This is a genomic window from Qaidamihabitans albus, assembly GCF_016464705.1.
GTDB lineage: Bacteria > Actinomycetota > Actinomycetes > Mycobacteriales > Pseudonocardiaceae > Qaidamihabitans > Qaidamihabitans albus.
On sequence record NZ_JAEHOB010000013.1, the window covers coordinates 181,173 to 198,934 of the forward strand.

The 17,762-nt window shown below is 72.3% G+C and carries 16 protein-coding genes; 9 read left to right on the plus strand and 7 right to left on the minus strand.

What is annotated here, in order from left to right:
* Positions 1-106 precede the first annotated feature (106 nt).
* The 4 genes from JAP66_RS23490 (at position 107) to JAP66_RS23505 (ending at position 4,335) form a co-directional block, all read left to right on the plus strand.
* The gene (locus JAP66_RS23490) at positions 107-1,591 is read left to right on the plus strand and encodes an LCP family protein (RefSeq protein WP_199434035.1); all 1,485 of its coding nucleotides are present in this window, start codon (positions 107-109) and stop codon (positions 1,589-1,591) included.
* A gap of 45 nt (positions 1,592-1,636) precedes the next feature.
* On the plus strand, positions 1,637-2,932 hold the full coding sequence (locus JAP66_RS23495; protein ID WP_199434036.1) for an LCP family protein: 1,296 nt from the start codon (positions 1,637-1,639) through the stop codon (positions 2,930-2,932).
* A 92-nt stretch (positions 2,933-3,024) separates the two neighbouring features.
* Positions 3,025-3,732: a TIGR03089 family protein gene (locus JAP66_RS23500; protein WP_199433980.1), complete on the plus strand. Its 708-nt coding sequence runs from the start codon at positions 3,025-3,027 to the stop codon at positions 3,730-3,732.
* 267 nt (positions 3,733-3,999) lie between these two features.
* Positions 4,000-4,335, plus strand: a complete 336-nt coding sequence (locus JAP66_RS23505; protein ID WP_199433981.1) for a hypothetical protein — start codon at positions 4,000-4,002, stop codon at positions 4,333-4,335.
* 134 nt (positions 4,336-4,469) lie between these two features.
* On the opposite strand, the gene JAP66_RS23510 is transcribed toward JAP66_RS23505, so the two are convergent.
* Positions 4,470-5,639: an acyl-CoA dehydrogenase family protein gene (locus JAP66_RS23510; protein ID WP_199433982.1), complete on the minus strand. Its 1,170-nt coding sequence runs from the start codon at positions 5,637-5,639 to the stop codon at positions 4,470-4,472.
* Between the two features lie 94 nt (positions 5,640-5,733).
* On the opposite strand from JAP66_RS23510, the gene JAP66_RS23515 reads away from it, so the two are divergent.
* Positions 5,734-7,383, plus strand: coding sequence for a class I adenylate-forming enzyme family protein (locus tag JAP66_RS23515; protein ID WP_199433983.1), 1,650 nt, complete (start codon positions 5,734-5,736; stop codon positions 7,381-7,383).
* A 42-nt stretch (positions 7,384-7,425) separates the two neighbouring features.
* On the opposite strand, the gene JAP66_RS23520 is transcribed toward JAP66_RS23515, so the two are convergent.
* Positions 7,426-8,028, minus strand: a complete 603-nt coding sequence (locus JAP66_RS23520; protein WP_199433984.1) for a TetR/AcrR family transcriptional regulator — start codon at positions 8,026-8,028, stop codon at positions 7,426-7,428.
* A gap of 101 nt (positions 8,029-8,129) precedes the next feature.
* Here JAP66_RS23520 and JAP66_RS23525 point away from each other — a divergent pair, with 101 nt between their 5' ends.
* Together JAP66_RS23525 and sugE are read left to right on the plus strand one after the other, a co-directional pair.
* Positions 8,130-8,864 carry an SDR family NAD(P)-dependent oxidoreductase gene (locus JAP66_RS23525; protein ID WP_199433985.1) on the plus strand — a complete coding sequence of 245 codons (735 nt, stop codon included), beginning with the start codon at positions 8,130-8,132 and terminating at the stop codon, positions 8,862-8,864.
* Positions 8,865-8,875: 11 nt separating this feature from the next.
* Positions 8,876-9,193 (plus strand): quaternary ammonium compound efflux SMR transporter SugE, encoded by a 318-nt coding sequence (gene sugE, locus JAP66_RS23530; protein WP_199433986.1) that lies wholly within the window; start codon positions 8,876-8,878, stop codon positions 9,191-9,193.
* 2 nt (positions 9,194-9,195) lie between these two features.
* On the opposite strand, the gene purE is transcribed toward sugE, so the two are convergent.
* The 4 genes from purE to JAP66_RS23550 all read right to left on the minus strand — a co-directional run bounded on the left by purE (position 9,196) and on the right by JAP66_RS23550 (position 13,361).
* Positions 9,196-9,690 (minus strand): 5-(carboxyamino)imidazole ribonucleotide mutase, encoded by a 495-nt coding sequence (purE, locus tag JAP66_RS23535; protein ID WP_199433987.1) that lies wholly within the window; start codon positions 9,688-9,690, stop codon positions 9,196-9,198.
* Positions 9,691-9,701: 11 nt separating this feature from the next.
* Entirely contained in the window at positions 9,702-10,883 is a 1,182-nt protein-coding gene (locus tag JAP66_RS23540; RefSeq protein ID WP_199433988.1) for a 5-(carboxyamino)imidazole ribonucleotide synthase, read from the minus strand.
* A gap of 12 nt (positions 10,884-10,895) precedes the next feature.
* Positions 10,896-12,128: a glycosyltransferase 87 family protein gene (locus tag JAP66_RS23545; RefSeq protein WP_199434037.1), complete on the minus strand. Its 1,233-nt coding sequence runs from the start codon at positions 12,126-12,128 to the stop codon at positions 10,896-10,898.
* A 360-nt stretch (positions 12,129-12,488) separates the two neighbouring features.
* Complete coding sequence (locus JAP66_RS23550; RefSeq protein WP_372449007.1) at positions 12,489-13,361, minus strand: GGDEF domain-containing protein; 873 nt, start codon at positions 13,359-13,361, stop codon at positions 12,489-12,491.
* 219 nt (positions 13,362-13,580) lie between these two features.
* Between JAP66_RS23550 and JAP66_RS23555 the strand changes: the two genes are divergently transcribed.
* Entirely contained in the window at positions 13,581-15,869 is a 2,289-nt protein-coding gene (locus JAP66_RS23555) for a sigma-70 family RNA polymerase sigma factor (RefSeq protein ID WP_199433989.1), read from the plus strand.
* 70 nt (positions 15,870-15,939) lie between these two features.
* A complete protein-coding gene (locus JAP66_RS23560) occupies positions 15,940-16,470 on the plus strand; it encodes a GtrA family protein (RefSeq protein WP_199433990.1) in 531 nt (176 codons plus the stop codon).
* A gap of 4 nt (positions 16,471-16,474) precedes the next feature.
* Here the strand turns inward: JAP66_RS23560 and JAP66_RS23565 are convergent, their stop codons facing one another.
* On the minus strand, positions 16,475-17,758 hold the full coding sequence (locus tag JAP66_RS23565; RefSeq protein WP_199433991.1) for a sensor histidine kinase: 1,284 nt from the start codon (positions 17,756-17,758) through the stop codon (positions 16,475-16,477).
* Positions 17,759-17,762 lie beyond the last annotated feature (4 nt).

Consider the following 17,762-nt stretch of genomic DNA (forward strand, 5'->3'; position numbering starts at 1 on the left):
AGATCAGTAATGTGGAGGCCGGAACCGGGGACTGGGAGGAGCGCGCGTGACCGACGGGGCGCGGGAACCGGGCGGCACGACGGTCCACCGCCGGCGGCCGCTGCGGATGTTCGCGTTCCTCACCGGCAAGGCGTTCCTCACCCTCATCTCGGTGACCGTTCTCACGCTCACCTGGTACGGCTGGCAGTTCGTCGGAGACATCAACGAGGGCGTCACCACCACCGATGTCTTCGGCTCGGAGCCGGAGGCCATCCCGCTGGACGGCGCGATCGACATCCTGCTGGTGGGCCAGGACAGCCGCACCGACGCGCAGGGCAACCCGCTGCCGCGCGAGGTGCTCGACATGCTGCACGCCGGCGAGGCCGACGGCGAGCGGCAGACCGACACGATGATCCTCGTGCACATCCCGCAGGACGGCAGGCGGGCCGTCGCGATCTCGTTCCCGCGCGACTCGCTGGTCGAGCTGGCCGGCGGCTACGGCACCCACAGGCTCAACAGCGCGTTCGTCTACGCCTACAACGACACGGCCGAGACGCTCCAGCAGCAGGGCGGGCTGGCGCCGGCCGAGATCGACGAGCGGGCCAAGGTCGCAGGCCGGAAGAACCTGATCGCCACGATCGAGCAGTTCATCGGCAAGCCCGGCATGATCGACCGCTACGCGGAGGTGAACCTCGCGAGCTTCTACGAGATCACCAAGGCGCTCGGCGGCATCGAGGTGTGCCTGAAGGAGCCGGTGAACGAGCCCAAGTCGGGGGTGAACCTGCCGGCCGGGCGGCAGGAGGTGGAGGGCGTGCAGGCGCTGGCGTTCGTGCGGCAGCGCTACGGCCTCGAAAACGGTGATCTCGATCGCATCGCGCGCCAGCAGGCTTTCCTTTCCGGGCTCGCCCGCGAGGTGCTCTCGACGGACGTGCTCACCGACCCGGGCAAGCTCTCCGACGTGGTAGCCGCCGTGAAGAAGTCCGTCGTGCTCTCCAGGGACTGGGACCTGCTCGAGTTCGCCGGGCAGATGCGCGGCCTCTCCAGCGGTGACGTGGAGTTCCACACGATCCCGGTGCTGGGTAACGCGATGGTCGGCGGCGCGGCCGTGCTGGAGGTCGACGTCGAGGAGGTCCGCGCGTTCGTGGACCAGCTGGTGTCCGACGGTGCGGCACCGGAGACGGAGACGACGACCGCGCCCGGCGAGGCCGCCGAGTTCACCGTCGAGCTGTTCAACGGCACCGGCGACGCATCGCTTGGCCCGGAAGTGCGGGGACTGTTGCAGGAGAGAGGTTTCCAGGGCGAGGGATCAGCCATTGTGGATGTCCGGGAAAGCACCGTCGTGCGGCACGCGCCCGGCGAGGCCGTGGGCGCCGAGGCGCTCCGGGAGGCGCTCGGCGAGGAGGTCCGGACCGAGCCCGACAGTGCCGTGGAGGCGGGCAGCCTCCTGGTTCTCCTCGGCACGGACTTCGAGCTCGGGCCCAGCGAGGAGGCCCGCTCGGGTTTCGCAGGCAAGGCGCCCGTCCGGCAGAGCACGGCCGCGTCCGCCACGGCCGGGGCCGATGCGCCGGAGGACGAGCCCATCACCGCAGGCGACGTGCCCTGCGTGCACTAGCCGAGTCGCCGGTCTGCGCACCGCGGATGTCACGCACGCTCTAGGCTGAGCAGTCGGGAGCACGCGCGGGGCGGGGAGGTAACGAGCGTGGACGAGGGCGACGAGAAGAAGCCGGACAGAACGACATCATTCACCCCTACGCCGTACCCGCGGCCGCGTGCGGAACCGGAAACCGGCCGGTCCGGGCGGGCCCGCTCGGCGGCCCGGGTGGCCAGCAGGGTCGTCGTCGCCCTGGCCTCGGTGCTCGCGCTGCTCGCCACCGGGTACGCCTATACGACCCTGGACGAGATCGATGACAACGTCCAGACCACCGACGCGCTGCAACAGAACGACGACGTCGAGGCGAAGGCGCCGCCGCAGGACGACGGCGCCACCGACATCCTGCTCGTCGGCGCCGACGCCCGCACCGACATGCAGGGCAACCCGTTGCCGCTGGACGTGCTGAAGACGCTGCGCACGGAGAGCAAGAACGGCGTGAGCACCGACACGTTGATCATCCTGCGCATCCCCAAGGACGGCGGGAAACCGACGGGCGTCTCGATCCCGCGGGACACGTGGGTGGACGTCCCGCAGGGCGGCCGGGACAAGATCAACTCCGCCTTCGGCGTGGCGAAGGCTGCGGCGGCCGCCCGGCTGCGGGCCGAAGGCATGACCGACGGCGCCGAGGTCGAGCGTGAGTCCGACCAGGCGGGGCGCCGTGCGCTGGTGCGGACCGTGCAGGACTTCACCGAGATCCGCATCGACCACTACGCCGAGGTGAACCTGCTCGGGTTCTACCTGCTCACCGAGGCCCTCGGCGGCGTGACGGTCTGTCTCAACAACGCGACCGCGGACAAGGACTCCGGCGCGAACTTCCGCGCGGGCACGCAGGTGGTCTCCGGCGGCGAGGCGCTCTCGTTCGTGCGGCAGCGCAAGAACCTGCCCAGGGGCGACCTCGACCGGATCGTCCGCCAGCAGGCGTTCCTCGCCTCGGCGCTGCACCAGGTGCTCTCCACGGGCACCCTGACGAACTCGGACAAGCTGAACAGCCTCACCGACGCGGTGCGCCGCTCGCTGGTGCTCGACCCGGACCTCGACCTGCTCAAGTTCGCCGACCAGGTGAAGGGCATCGCCTCGGGGGACATCGAGTTCGTGACCATCCCGGTCGAGGCGGTGGGCGCGCGCAGCGCCGACGGCCAGAGCATCGTCGAGGTCGACGTGCCGAAGGTGCGCTCGTTCGTTCGGGGCACGGTCGGCGCGGGCGGCACGGCGGACCAGCCTGCGGCCGGTGCGGGTGGTGGCTCGGCGCCCGGCTCGGCCCCGCGGCAGATCACCGCCGACGGTGTCGCCTGCGTCAACTAGCCGTGTCCGCGCCCCGCGCACGCGTGTCCGCGCCCCGCGCACGCGTGTCCGCGCCCGGCGGACATCGGTGACCAACAACTATCGTCGTAGCCGTGAGCCTGACCGAGCATCTCCTGCGCCCCCTGCTGACCTCCTCTGCCGCCCGCCCGCTGATCACGCACTACGACGACGACGCAGGGAGCCGGATCGAGCTCTCGGTGGCCACGCTGGCGAACTGGGCGGCGAAGACCGCCAACTGGCTGGTCGAGGAGTTCGACGTCGAGCCGGGTGACGAGGTGGCCGTGGACCTGCCCGCGCACTGGCAGACCGCCGGGGTGCTGCTCGGCGCCTGGTGGTGCGGTGCGCACGTGGTCGAGGACGGCTCCGGTGCGCGAGTCGCGTTCGCCGCGCCGGAGGCCGGTGCGCGCCGGGCGGCGGCCACCGCGATCGTCTCCCTCGACCCGCTCGGCCGGGGACTCGGCTCGGCTCCGCCGGACGGAGCATTCGACTACCTCGCCGAGGCACGCCTGTCCGGCGACGAGTTCTCCCCGCTGTTCCCGATCCCGGGTGATACACCGGCGCTGCTCGGCACGACGGTGGACGACCTGCTGGCGCGGGCGCGCGAGCGGGCCACGGCGGCCGGGATCGGCGCGGGTGACCGCGTGCTGTCGACGCGGGAGTGGACGCTGCCGGAGGGGGTGCTCGACGGCCTGCTGGCGCCACTGGCGGCGGGCGCGCATCTGGTGCAGGTCAGCAACGCCGTGCCCGGCAAGCTGGATGACCACCGGGAAGCCGAACGCACCACGGTGAACCTGAACTGACCGTCGTCTGCGTGCCCCCAATGCGGCATCGGTTGCGTTGAACGCGACCAACGCCACATTGGGAGCATGCGAATCCGGCGGTGTGGCACACGAGCCGACGGGGATTGGAGAGTCAGAGGGCCTATGGATTCCCTCAGATCGATTTTCGGCGCAATGTGCGGAAACTGGCAGGGTTCGAACGGCTTTCGGTTGCTCCCTGCCGACAGCATGCGTGCCCTGCCGGCCAGCGCCCAGCTGACGACCGCAGCCGCAGGATAGGCGCTGTCCATGGCCTATGCATGGCAACATCCCGAGGACGGGCCCCAGGACGGCTTGCTCGTCGTCAGCTCGGACACGGACAGTCATGAGGCGGTCAAGGCCGCGTGGGTCGACAGCTGGCATCAGGCGCCGGCGATCGTACTGCTGCGTGGCACCGTCAGGCATGGTGAGGTTGAGCTGTCGTACAACTACGACGACGGTGCTGGGTGGATCATTTCCTTTGCATCGGGAACCGAAGGCGATTTCCACCTGGCCATGTACAACGTCGTTCCGAACGCGCACGCCACTACGGATCTACCCGCAGGCCCCTACCTGGTCATGACGGCAGAGCTCGAGCGCGCATAAGCTTCGCACCCTCCTGGAGCGGTTCTCCATCACGATCCGCTCGGCTCCGGGCTCGGCGACATCCTCGGCCTCTCCCCGATGACATCGACCAGGACGGCTTTCCGGACGATCAAAGAGCCGTCATGGTCAACCTGTCACTTGAGCAGCTGCCTTGCCATCACCAGGCGCTGGATCTGGTTGGTGCCCTCGTAGATCTGAGTGATCTTGGCGTCGCGCATCATGCGCTCCACCGGGAAGTCGCGGGTGTAGCCCGCGCCGCCGAAGAGCTGCACCGCGTCGGTGGTGACCTCCATCGCGACGTCGGAGGCGTAGGACTTCGCGGCGCTGGCCATGAAGCTCGCCCGCGCGTCACCGCGCTCGGTGGCCGCGGCCGAGGCGTACACCAGATGCCGGGCCGCCTCGATCTTGGTACCCATGTCGGCGAGCATGAACTGCACGCCCTGGAACTCACCGATCGCCTTGCCGAACTGCTTGCGCTCCTTGACGTAGCCGACCGCGGCGTCGAGCGCACCCTGAGCGATGCCGAGCGCCTGCGCGCCGATGGTCGGGCGCGTGTGCTCCAGCGTGCGCAGCGCGGTCCTGAGCCCGGTGCCGGGCTCACCGATGATGCGATCGGCCGGGATCACGCAGTTCTCGAAGTGGATCTCGCACGTGGGCGAGCCCTTGATGCCGAGCTTGCGCTCCTTCGCGCCGACCGAGAAGCCGGGGTCGTCGGCGTGCACCACGAAAGCCGAGATGCCGTCGGCCTTCTTCTCCGCGGCGGGATCGGTCACCGCCATCACCGTGTACCAGCTCGACTCGCCGGCGTTGGTGATCCAGCACTTGGTGCCGTTGAGGATCCACGAGTCGCCTTCGAGGCGGGCGCGGGTGCGCATGGAGGCGGTGTCCGACCCGGCCTCCCGCTCGGAAAGCGCGTAGGAGGCCGACGCCTCGCCCGCGGCGATGGAGGGCAGCACGAGCTTCTTCACCTGGTCGGACGCCGCCAGCAGGATCGGCTGGGTGGCCAGCTTGTTCACGGCCGGGATCAGGGACGCGGACGCGTCGACGCGGGCGACCTCCTCGATCACGATGCAGGCCGCGATCGCGTCGGCGCCCTGGCCCTCGTACTCCTCCGGGATGTGCACCGCGTTGAAGCCGGCCTTCACCAGCGCGTCGCGCGCCTCGACCGGATACCGCTCGTGCTCATCGACCTCGGCGGCGTAGGGCGCGATCTCCTTCTCCGCCAGCGCGCGCACCGCGGCACGCAGTTCCTCGTGCTCCTCCGCGACCTGATAGAGCCCAGGACCGTCGGTCACCTGCGCCACCCTTCTCGAGACAGTCGATCAGCAGCGTCCATGTTAGCGGTCGTTCACAACGTCGTCCTTGTGTCGTTGACCGCACTTTCAATACTGTCGGGTGATGCCGAGCACATCGACGTCGCGGCCCCCCGGTCTCCCCGCCTCCCTGGACTATCCCGAGGTATCGGTCGGTTCCCTACTGGCCGGCGCGGCGGCCCGCTTCGGCGACCACATCGTTTTCCAGCACGGCGAGCAGCGGATGACCTACGCGGAGCTGTGGCGGTCGTCGTGCCGCTTCGCGAACGCGCTGCGCGAGCGGGGCATCGGCAAGGGCGACACGGTCGCCCTGCACCTGCCGAACTGCCTCGCCTTCCCCGTCGCCTACTACGGCGCCCTGCTCGCGGGCGCCACCTTCAGCCCCGCCAACCCGCTGCTGCCGGCTCGGGACCTCGCGGCACAGCTCGCCGACTGCGGCGCCGCCGCCGTGGTGACCTTCGGTCCGGTGGCCGGCGCGCTCGCGGGCACCGGCGTCGGGCTGGTGATCGTCTACCGGCCGGCCGAGCAGGGGCACCTCGACTTCGACGAGTTCCACGCGGGCGCACCCGAAACGCCGCCCGAGACGAGCATCGACGTCTACCAGGACCTGGCGCACCTGGCCTACACCGGCGGAACCACCGGACGGTCGAAGGGTGTCCGCCTGCCGCACCGCAACGTCGTGGTCAACGCGTTGCAGTACGCCTGCTGGGGCACGGGCTCGGTACCGGTACTCGACAACGACGGCAACCCGACGCTCGATCAGATCGGCAGCGAGGAGGAGTGGCCGAGCAGGATCGGCACCGGCATCGGCATCACGCTGACGCCCTGGTTCCACGCGATGGGCACGATCGGCGCGCTGAACGTGTCCGTGCTCGGCGGCGGCACCGGTGTCCTGCACGACCGTTTCGATCCGCCGTCGTACGTGGCCGATGCCGAGCGGCTGGGGGTGACGTCGATGAGCGGCGCCCCCGCACTGTTCGCCGCGCTGCTGGCGTGCCCGGAGTTCCACACCAGCGACCTCTCCGCGGTGCGCATGATCACCTCGGGGGCGGCGCCGATGCCGCACGAGATGATCAACGCGCTCCGCGCCCGCTTCCCCGACGCGGTGATCGCCGAGGGCTACGGGCTGACCGAGGTGACGATGGGCGCCACCCTCTCCCCGAGCTGGCGCTCCGGCACGCGCAAGGTCGGCGCGGTGGGCGTGCCGATCTTCGACACGGAGATCAAGATCGTGCCTGCCGAGGGCGGCGAGGAGCCGCAGCCGCCGGACACCCCGGGCGAGGTGTGCGTACGCGGCCCGCAGGTGATGCAGGGCTATCACCACCGGCCGGAGGAGACGGCCGAGGTGCTGGTCGACGGCTGGCTGCACACCGGCGACATCGGCGTGCTCGACCAGGACGGCTATCTCTCGATCGTGGACCGCAAGAAGGACATGTTGCTCTACAAGGGATACAACGTGTACCCGCGCGAGCTGGAGGAGCTGCTGATGAGCCTGCCGGAGGTGTCGACGGCCGCCGTCGTCGGCAGGCGCGCCCCGGAGGCGGGCGAGCTGCCGGTGGCGTTCGTCGTCCGCGCGCCGGGCCACGAGCAGGCCGAGCCGGACCGCCTGATGGAGGCCGTCAACTCCCAGGTGGTGCCGTACAAGCAGCTACGGGAGCTGCGGTTCGTCGAGTCGATCCCGGTTTCCGCCGCCGGGAAGGTGCTCAAGCGCGAACTCCGGGACCAGCTGACCTGAACGCTCGTGAGTGCGTACACGAGTTAGAACTCGGGTACGCACTCACGAGCGTTGACCTGGCCACGCCGCCAGCGCGGTGTCGACGATGTCGTGCAGCTCCGTACGGGTGGCGCCGTCACGCGACTGGATGGACAACCCGTAGAGCACCGTGTTGTAGAACGCGGCGAGCGCCGTGGTGTCCGTCCCCGCGGGCAGGTCGCCCTCGCTGACCCCGCGGTCGAGCCGCGCCCGCAGCATGGCCAGGTCCTCGCGGCGCAGCCCGGCCAGGAACTCGCGGACCCCCTGGTTCTCCTCGGTGCAGTTGGCGGCGCCGAGGACAACCAGGCAGCCAGGAGGGGTGGCCGGGTCGGTGTAGGCGTCGGCGCTGATCCGGAGCAGGGCCTCGACGGCGCGGCGCGCGGTCGGCTCCTCGTGCAGCATGCGCCGCGGCACCGCGCCCTCGGTCTCGTTGTAGAGCGCCACCGCCTCGCGGAAAAGCGCCTCCTTGCAGGAGAACGCCGCGTAGAGGCTCGGCGAGCCGATGCCCATCGCCGTGGTGAGGTCGGTCATGGACGTGCCCTCGTAGCCACGCTCCCAGAACAGCCGCATCGCCGTACGCAAAGCCGCGTCCCGGTCGAAGCGGCGCGGGCGGCCTCGTCCCGGCATCCCACACCCCTTTCTGTGTCGGCCGTTACATATTACTTGACCCGGCCACCCGGTGCCGCGTACCCATTTATATATCAACCGATACATAAATGAGGTGGAACATGATCGAGGGCAGAGCGGCACTGGTCACGGGCGGCAGCAGGGGCATCGGCGCGGCGGTCGCCCGGCGCCTGGCCGGTGAAGGAGCCGACGTCGCGGTGACCTACGTCGACTCGGCGGACGACGCGGAGAAGGTCGTCGCCGACATCACGGCGCTGGGCCGCAGGGCGGTGGCGATCCGCTCCGACAGCGCCGACCCGGACGACGTCACCGCCGCCGTGGAACGCACCGCGAGGGAGTTCGGCAGGCTCGACATCCTGGTCAGCAACGCCGGGATCTTCCCGAACGGGCCACTGGCCGAGATCACGGCGGCCGACATCGATCGCACGCTGGCCATCCACGTGCGCGCGGTGCTGCTCGGCGCGCGGGCGGCCGCGCGGCACCTCGGCGACGGCGGCCGCATCATCGCCGTCGGCAGCAACCTCGCGACCCGCGTCGCGCACGGCGGGACCACGCTGTACTCGGCGAGCAAGTCGGCGCTGATCGGCCTCACCAGGGGGCTCGCCCGCGAGCTCGGCCCGCGCGGCATCACGGCCAACGTGGTCGATCCCGGCTCCACCGACACCGACATGAACCCGGCCGGCGGTGCCCACGCCGGCGCGCAGCGGGAGCTCACCGCCCTCGGCCGGTTCAACCACCCCGAGGATGTCGCCGCCGCCGTCGCCTACCTGGCCGGCGAGGGCGGTCGCAACATCACCGGCACGTCGATCCTCGTCGACGCGGGCGCGAACGCGTGAGGACGCCCGCCGTGGCCTGGGCCGTCCTCCTCGTCGCCGCGCTCCTGGAACTGGTGTGGGCACTGGCGCTGAAGCAGGCCGACGGGTTCAGCAGGCTCTGGCCCAGCGTCCTCGGCGTCGGTGCCGCGGCGGTCAGCTTCGTGCTGCTCACCTTCGCCCTGCGCAGCCTGCCCGTGGGCACCGCCTACGCCGTCTGGGTGGGCGTGGGCGCCTTCGGCGTCGCCGTGCTCGGCATCGTCGCGCTCGGCGAGAGCGCGTCGCTGCCGCGGCTCGGCTTCCTGGCGCTGATCCTGGCCGGCGTCATCGGGCTGCGGCTGGTCGAGGACTGAGCTCAGTCCAGCTTCGCGCGCAGGGCGGCGTCCTTGTCGAGCACCAGCTGTCCGAGATCGGCCTGGAAGCGGACCATCCGCTCCCGCAGGGCCTCGTCACTCGCGGCGAGCATCCGCACGGCCAGCAGGCCCGCGTTGCGCGCCCCGCCGACCGACACCGTGGCAACCGGCACCCCGGCCGGCATCTGCACGATCGACAGCAACGAGTCGAGGCCGTCCAGGTACTTCAGCGGCACCGGCACGCCGATCACCGGCAGCACGGTCGCCGAGGCCACCATCCCGGGCAGGTGCGCGGCACCACCCGCGCCCGCGATGATCACCTTGAGACCGCGCTCCGCGGCGGAGCTCGCGTAGTCGAGCATCCGCCGCGGGGTGCGGTGCGCCGAGTACACCCCGACCTCGTAGGGCACCTCGAACTCGTCGAGCGCCTGCCCGGCGGCCTCGAGCACCGGCCAGTCCGAGTCGCTGCCCATGATCACGCCGACCACAGCGGTCACGTCGTCACTCCTCAGTGGATCTCGTAGCCGTCGAGCCATTCGGCGTGCGAGAGCCAGTGCGCGGCCAGCCGGGCCCGCTGCCGCAGCTCGTCGGTCAGCTCGCCGAGCAGGTTGACGTGCCCGAGCTTGCGGCCCGGCCGCTCGCCCTTGCCGTACAGGTGCACCCGCGCGTCCGGGAACCGGGCGAACAGGTGGTGCAGCCGCTCGTCCGGCCGCATCGCCGGGGTGCTCGGCGCGCCGAGCACGTTGGCCATCACCGTGGGCGAGAGCAGGTCGGTGGCGCCGAGCGGGTAGTCCAGCACACCCCGCAGGTGCTGCTCGAACTGCGAGGTGCGGGAGCCGTCCATCGTCCAGTGCCCGGAGTTGTGCGGCCGCATGGCCAGCTCGTTCACCAGCAGCCCGCCGTCGGTGTCGAACAGCTCCACCGCGAGCACGCCCGCCACGCCCAGCTCCTCGGCGATCCGCAGCGCCAGCTCCTGTGCCTCGTGGATCTGCCGGGACATCAGTCCCGGCGCGGGCGCGAGCACCTCGGTGTTGATGCCGTCCCGTTGCACGGTCTCCACCACCGGCCACGCGGCGCCCTGGCCGAACGGTGAGCGGGCCACCAGCGCCGAGAGCTCCCTGCGCATCCGGACCTTGGCCTCCACCAGCAGCGGTGTGCCCGCCTCGAGCAGCTCGGGCACGAGCCCGCGCGCGTCGGCGGGCGAGTCGAGGCTCCACACGCCCCGGCCGTCGTAGCCGCCGCTGGCGGCCTTGAGCATCACCGGCCACGAGTGCGCCTCACCGAACTTCAGCACGTCCTCCACACCGGACACCTCGGCGAACGGCGGCCCGGGGAAGCCGTGCGCGGCCAGCCGCTCGCGCATCAGCAGCTTGTTCTGGGCGAAGGCCAGCGCTCCGGGGCCGGGACGCAGCACGAAACCCTCGGTGGCGAGCGTCAGCAGGTGCTCGCCGGGCACCTGCTCGTGGTCGAACGTGAGCACGTCGACGCCGCGCGCGAACGAGCGCAGCGCGGCCAGGTCGGTGTGGTGGCCGTACACCACCTCACCGGCGACCAGCCCCGCCGAGTCGTGCTCGCCTGCCGCGAGCACGCGCAGCGACTGGCCGAGCGAGATGGCGGCCTGGTGGGTCATCCTGGCGAGCTGGCCGCCGCCCACCATGCCGACGACGGGGAGTCCGGTGCGAGTGTCCATAGCGAGCCCAGCTTAAACGCGGGCCAAAGGCCGGGTGCCTGCCCGCCACCTGCGCAGCAGCCACCGCCCCGCGAGCACGGCGGCGAGCCCCACCGGGACGAGGAGGTAGGCGCTGCCGAGCACGTACTCCCAGAAGGCCCAGTGCAGTTCCACGTTGCGGCCGTTCGGCAGCGCCAGCAGCACGCAGCTGACGAACACCACGACCACCGCGCCCGCCGCGAGCCAGCGCCGCCAGGCCGTGGCGGGCGTGGTCTCGGGCAGCCGCGACACCAGGACCACCAGCAGCGGCACCGCCCAGACCCAGTGGTGCGACCAGGAGACCGGCGAGACGAGGAGCCCGTAGAAGGCCGTGACCAGCAGTGCGGGCAAGGCCTGCCCACGCCGGTGGAACCGCAGCATGAGCCAGATCGCGGGCGGCGCGAGCACCGCGCCGATCGCCAGCGCGGCCCCGGACGCCCACGGTGCGAGGTCGGTGACGCGGTTGAGCAGGCCGTTCAGCGACTGGTTGCCGGCCCAGTGCATCGGGCCGATGCGGCCCTGGTCGGAAACGGTGTGCGTCCAGAACCGGATGGTGTCGCCAGGGATCAGCAACAGCATCAGGCCCTGCAACGCGAAGAACGTGGCCAGTGCCCGCAGCGCCTCCCGCCACCGGCCGGTGAACAGCAGGTGCGGCACGAAGATCAGCGGCGTCAGCTTCACCGCCGCCGCGATCCCGACCAGGACGCCGCCGAACCGGCTGCCCCTCGCCGACACCACCAGCACGTCCAGCACGATCAGCGCCATCAGCAGGAGGTTGATCTGGCCGAGGAAGATCGTGCGCCAGACCGGCTCCAGCGCGAGGAACACCACGGAGAAGATCAACGTGGTGCGGGCGGGGGACGCCCAGCGCGGCAGTTCGCCGGAGCGCACCGGAAGCGCGCTGATCGCCACCCGGATGACCAGCGCCATCGCCAGCACCGAGAGCGCGGCGAGCACACCCCAGGCGACCTGGACGGGCAACACCGCCAGCGGCACGAACAGCAGGGCGGCCGTCGGCGGGTAGGTGAACGGCAGCAGTGCCCAGAACGGCTCGGGCCACAGCGTCGTGGACTCGTAGAGCGGGTCGCCGTTGAGCAGGATCACCGCACCCGCCCGGTACACGGCGCTGTCGACGCCGAGGTGCCAGTCGAACAGCCAGCCGAGGACCCCGGCGAGGACGGCGAGCGTGGGCACGGCGACCAGCAGCAGCATCGACCGCGGCCGCATCGACAGCCTGCCGAGCGAGTCACGCAGGGACAGCCGCGGCGGCCCGCCGGGCGGGGGCCGCTCGGCGTTCTCGCGCGCGACGGGCACAGTGCTGCTCACCGCACCAGGAAATCACGAAACGGAGCCGGCGCGTCCACAAGCCCCCAGCTCCGCCCTCGTGAGTGCGCACGCGAGTTAGAACTCGTGTGCGCACTCACGAGGCGGCCGGCCGCACTGGTGGGTCAGTTCCTGCTCAGGCGGTCGAGCAGCTCGCAGGCGGCGCCGTGACCCGCGGGCAGCCGCACGACCCTGATCCGCGGGCCGGGCAGCTCCCGCAGCAGCCGGTCGACGCCGGCCCGCNCGGCCGGCCGCACTGGTGGGTCAGTTCCTGCTCAGGCGGTCGAGCAGCTCGCAGGCGGCGCCGTGACCCGCGGGCAGCCGCACGACCCTGATCCGCGGGCCGGGCAGCTCCCGCAGCAGCCGGTCGACGCCGGCCCGCTCGGCCAGGGCACGCCGCAGCGATACCGCCCGCGTCGCCAGCCCGCCATCCCGCGGCACCACGGCCGCCACCGCCGACGCCCCGAGCACGACCAGGCTCTCGCCACCGTCGAAGGCGCCCCGGAGGGCGTCGGCGGCGAGGATCATGCCGGTCAGCCGCGTCCACCCGGCGGCCCCCGCGAAGTCCATCGACACCACGACCAGGGCGTGCCCCTCGGAAACCGGCCTGCGGTCCCGCTCGGCCTGCCGGTAGAGCTCGCCGAGCCGCGTGCGCAGGTACGGCAGCGTCGGCAGCCCGGTCAGCGGGTCGGTCACCTCCGCCCGGATGACCTGATCGAGCGCCACGTCCGCCCATGCGACGGCCGTCAGCCGCAGCAGACGGGCGGGGGTGGCGTCCACGTCGGGCGCGACGAACCCGTCCGCCGCGTCCGGGTCCTCGAGCACCGCGTGCAGCGCCGCCAGGTCGGTGAGCGTCTCGGCCAGACCGGCTCCCGCCGCCGCCCTGGCGCGGCCGAGCCCGGCCAGCGCGACATCCGGCGTGCCTCGTCCGAGCACGGCCGCACACACCGCGTCGACCTCGGGCAGGCCCCAGTCGCTGGGAAACCGCCAGCCGGAGGCGAGGCTCGCGGTCCGCCACCGCGCTCGCAGCGCCCGCAGCGAGCGGTCCCGCAAGGCCCTGTCCAGGGCGGACCGCCGCCCCGGCCCCGTTGCCCCCTCCTCCGGATCGGGCAGCGCGCCCTTCACCGGCACGTCCACTGACCACCGTCCCTTTCCCCGCTGATCGTCCACCGTCGAGGAGACGTACCGGCGCCCGTTCCGTGACGGCGCTCCCGGGAGCGGTCTCAGGGCATCGGGTGAACTCGTTGGGCTCTCCGGGTCATCGCCGCACCCGCCAGGTGACGCACCCGGGCTGCTCCGTCACACTTGGCGTTACTCGACCTCTAGGTAGGTGAGTACCGCTTCGAGAGGAGAACCGTGTCCACCGTCCCCGCCGATCTCAGCGGCAAGAGCGATGCCGAGCTCATCGCGTCGGTCCGGGCCGGAAAGATCGCGGCGTACGGCACCCTCTACGAGCGGCACAGCACCGCCGCGCACAACCTCGCCCGCCAGCTGACCCGCTCCCCCGCCGAGGCCGACGACCTGGTCTCCGAGGCGTTCGCGAAGGTGCTGGACACGCTGCGCGCGGGCAAGGGCCCGGACAGCGCGTTCCGCGCCTACCTGCTGACGGCGCTGCGGCACACCGCCTACGACAAGACCCGCAAGGACAAGCGGCTCGACCTCAACGAGGACATGACGGCGGTCGGCGGCCCGGCGGCGGAGGCGCTGACGGTGCCCTTCTCCGACACCGCGGTGGCCGGGCTCGAACGCACGATGGCCGCCAAGGCGTTCGCGCGGCTGCCGGAACGCTGGCAGGCCGTCCTCTGGCACACCGAGATCGAGCAGCAGTCGCCCGCCGAGGTCGCGCCGATCCTCGGGCTGACCGCCAACGGCGTGTCCGCGCTCGCCTACCGCGCGCGGGAGGGGCTGCGCCAGGCGTACCTCCAGGTACACCTCGCCGAGACGTCGGCGGAGCGCTGCCGGGCCACCGCCGACCGGCTCGGCGCGTGGACCCGCGACGGACTCTCCAAACGGGAGCGCGCCCAGGTCGAGACCCACCTCGACGAATGCGACCGCTGCCGCGCCCTGGCCGCGGAGCTGGCCGACGTCAACGGGGCACTGCGGGCGATCGTGGCCCCGCTCGTACTCGGCGGCGCGGTGCTCGGCTACCTGGCGGCGGCAGGCGCGACGAAGGCCTCCGCGGCCACCGCGGGTGCCGCCGCTGTCGGCGCCGGCGCCGCCGCAGGCTCGTCCGGTGGTGCCGCGGCGGGCGCGGCCGCGGGTGGCCCGCGCCAGTTCGTCGGCCTCGCCGCGTCCGGGGTGGCGATGGCCGCCGCGGTCGCCGTCGCGCTCACCGCGGGCGGCGGACAGCAGATACCCGCCGCGCAGCAGCCGCCGCCACCGGCGACCGAGGCCCCGGCGGCGCCGGAGCCACCGCCGCAGCAGCCCGCGCAACCACCACCGGCGCCCGCGCCCGAGCAACCCGACGTGCCGCCCGCTCCCCTGCCGGAACCCGGACCGGCTCCCGCCGTGCCGCCGCCACCACCAGCTCCGGAGCCACCACCACCGGCCCCGGAGCCCGCGGCCGACCCGCCGAAGGTCACCGCGCAGGCACCGGCCGAGACGATCGAGCTCGACCCCGGCAGCGGCTCACCGGTCGACGTACCGATCACCGTCCGCAACGACGGCGGCACGGCCTCCGACCCGGTCGTGGTCACGCTGGCGCTGCCGGAGGGCGTGCGCGCCGAAGGCCCGCCCTCCGGTGGCGGCGGCGCGCCACTCGCCGCGGCCGGGCAGGCGCCGCGCCAGTCCGGGCAGGTCGCCGAGACGGTGGCCTGCCCCGGTGGTACCGGCACCGTGCGGTGCAGCACGCGCGAGGGCCTCGAACCGGGCGAGTCGGCCGTCCTCCGGTTCCGGCTGGTCGCCGACGAGAACGCCGAGCCGGGACAGGTGACCGGCACCATCGACTCCGGCAGCCCGGTCGAGGTGTCGATCAACATCCCGGTCACCGTCCGGCAGCCGGACGCGGTGACTGTCCAGGCGGCCACCGCCTTCCACCCGTGGAGCCGGGTGGTGCACGTCGCCGTGCGCAACACCGGCCCCCGGCCGGGAGACACCACCGTGTCGGCGGACAAGGCGGCGCACGCGATCATCGGCGGTGCGGCCGTGGACTGCGGCCCCGCAGGCCAGCTTCCGTGCACCAGCCGGGAACAGCTGGAGCCGGGCGAGGACCTGCACCTGTGGATTTCGTTGCGGCCGACACCCGCACCGAAGACCGAGGTCGTCGTCACCGCCACGCTCGGCAACGCGACCGACTCGGCGGCGGTGTCGTTCGACTGCCAGGGCCCGTGGTGGTGCCACTGGCCGGATCACCCCGGCGGGCGGCACCCGGCTCCGGAGACGACCGAGCCCTCCGTCCCGGTCACGCCGGAGGTGACCACGACGACGCCGGCGGAATCGCCCACGACGAGCACCGAGGCACCGAGCGGCCCGCCGACCACCGCACCGACCACAACGCCGACCACCGAGCCCGCCGAGCCGGAGGAACCGATCGAGCGGCCCGAACCACCGGCCCCACCGGCACCACCGGCACCGCCGTCCGAGCCACCGGGCCAGCCGGGGAAGCCGAAACGGGGCCTCTGGGACTGGGTGCCCTGGCTCGGCTGAGTGCCCGTTCCGGCCCCGCGGATTCACCCGTTTGCGGCGAGCGGCCACCCCGACTGCGTAGACTGCCGGGGTGGCCGTTGTCGAAACCGTCCTCACGCGCCTGCCCGAGCCGCTGCGCTCGGTGCTGGTCAGGCACCGGGAGCTGCTGAAGTTCGGGGTCGTCGGCAGCACCACGTTCCTCGTCGACAACGGCATCTGGTACCTGCTCAAGCTCACCGTGCTGCAGGACCGGCCGACCACCGCGAAGGGCATCGGGGTGATCATCGCGATGATCGTCTCCTACGTGCTCACCCGCGAGTGGTCCTTCCGCACCCGGGGCGGCCGGGAGCGGCCGCACGAGGCCGCGCTGTTCTTCCTGATCAGCGGCTTCGCACTGGCTGTGAACCTGGTCCCGCTCTACGCCTCGCGCTACGCGCTCAACCTCGAGCAGCCGCACGTCTCCCTGCTGGTGCAGGAGACCGCCGACTTCGTCAGCGGCTCGGTCATCGGCATGCTTGCCGCGATGCTGTTCCGCTTCTGGGCTCTGCGGAAGTGGGTGTTCCCTGACGAGCTCGGCCAGCGCCGCCGCGACGACGAGCGCGAGCTCGACCGGGTCGGCTGAGCGCTCAGCGCGGCGTACGTTCCGGCGGCCAGCGCACGTCCGCGACGTCGGCCGGGGTCGGCACCCGCAGGAACAGGCTGAACGTCGCGGGCCGCTTCACCGAGAGTTCGAGCCTGCCCCCGTCGGCCTCGGCCAGCGCACGGGCCAGCGCAAGCCCCACGCCGGTCGAGCCGGCGCCGGAGAATCCCCGCTCGAAGATGTGCGGTGCGAGCTCGTCGGGCACGCCGCCACCGGTGTCGCTCACCTCGACCACCACGGTGCCGTCGGCATCACCGCGGCGGGCGGTGACCGTGACGGTGCCGCCGCCGTGCCGCAGCGCGTTGTCCAGCAGCACACCGACGACCTCCCGCAGCCGGCCCGGCGTCGCCCGCACCATCGGCGCACCCGAGACGCGCACCCGCAGCGCGCGCCCCTCGGCCCGCAGCAGCTGCCGCCACTCACCGGCGATCTCGGGCAGCACGGCGGGCAGGTCCACCGGCTCGGCACCGACCTCGCTGGCGGCCCTGGCCGCGGCCAGCAGCTCGTTCAGCGCCTCGGCCAGCCGGTCGGCCTGCTCCTGCGCGGCCCGTGCGTCCTCGGCGACCTCGGAGTTCGGGTGCACGGTCAGCGTCTCCAGCCGCAGCTGCAGTGCGGTCAGCCTGCTGCGGAGCTGGTGGGAGACATCACCGACGAGCTGCCGTTCCCGCTGCACCAGCTGGGCCAGCGCGGTGCCGGACGCGTCGAGCGCCTCGGCGACCATGTCCAGCTCGCCGACCCCGTAACGGCGCGGATCGGGCCGGAAGTCGCCGCCGCCGAGCCGCGCGGCCCGGCCCGCGACGTGCCGCATCGGTCTGGCGAGGCGCTGCGCGGTGACCGTGGCCACGATCGTGCCGATGCCCACCGAGAGCACCACCAGCAGCACCACGGCCACGGCGACCTGGGTCTGCCTGGTCCGCAGCTGCGCGGCTGGGATGGCCAGCTCGACCGTGCCGCCCTTGGCGATCGGCACGCTCTCCACGATGACGTCCTCACCGGGGTCGGTGCCGTAGCGCAGCTCCGTGGCGCCGGGCCGCTCGACGGTGAGCCGGCCCGCCCTCGGCACCGCGGCGCGCACCTGGTCGAGGTCGAGCGGCCGTGCGTCGGCGAGCTGGTCGTCGAGGATCGCGGCGATCCGCTGGGCGCTGGACGCGAGATCCTCACGGGCGAGGTTCTCGACCAGCAACAGCCCTGTCACGCCGAGCGGGATGCCCAGCGCGGCGCCGGTGACCGCGACGGCGAGCAGGATGGCGAGCAGGATGCGGCGGCGCACGGTG

Bases quoted from the DNA above. Each gene is read 5' to 3' on its own strand.
- JAP66_RS23540 (WP_199433988.1), bottom strand. From the start codon at position 10,883: ATGGACACTCGCACCGGACTCCCCGTCGTCGGCATGGTGGGCGGCGGC.
- JAP66_RS23545 (WP_199434037.1), bottom strand. From the start codon at position 12,128: ATGCGGCCGCGGTCGATGCTGCTGCTGGTCGCCGTGCCCACGCTCGCC.
- JAP66_RS23515 (WP_199433983.1), top strand. From the start codon at position 5,734: ATGCCGAGCACATCGACGTCGCGGCCCCCCGGTCTCCCCGCCTCCCTG.
- JAP66_RS23520 (WP_199433984.1), bottom strand. From the start codon at position 8,028: ATGCCGGGACGAGGCCGCCCGCGCCGCTTCGACCGGGACGCGGCTTTG.
- JAP66_RS23525 (WP_199433985.1), top strand. From the start codon at position 8,130: ATGATCGAGGGCAGAGCGGCACTGGTCACGGGCGGCAGCAGGGGCATC.
- JAP66_RS23505 (WP_199433981.1), top strand. From the start codon at position 4,000: ATGGCCTATGCATGGCAACATCCCGAGGACGGGCCCCAGGACGGCTTG.
- JAP66_RS23490 (WP_199434035.1), top strand. From the start codon at position 107: ATGTTCGCGTTCCTCACCGGCAAGGCGTTCCTCACCCTCATCTCGGTG.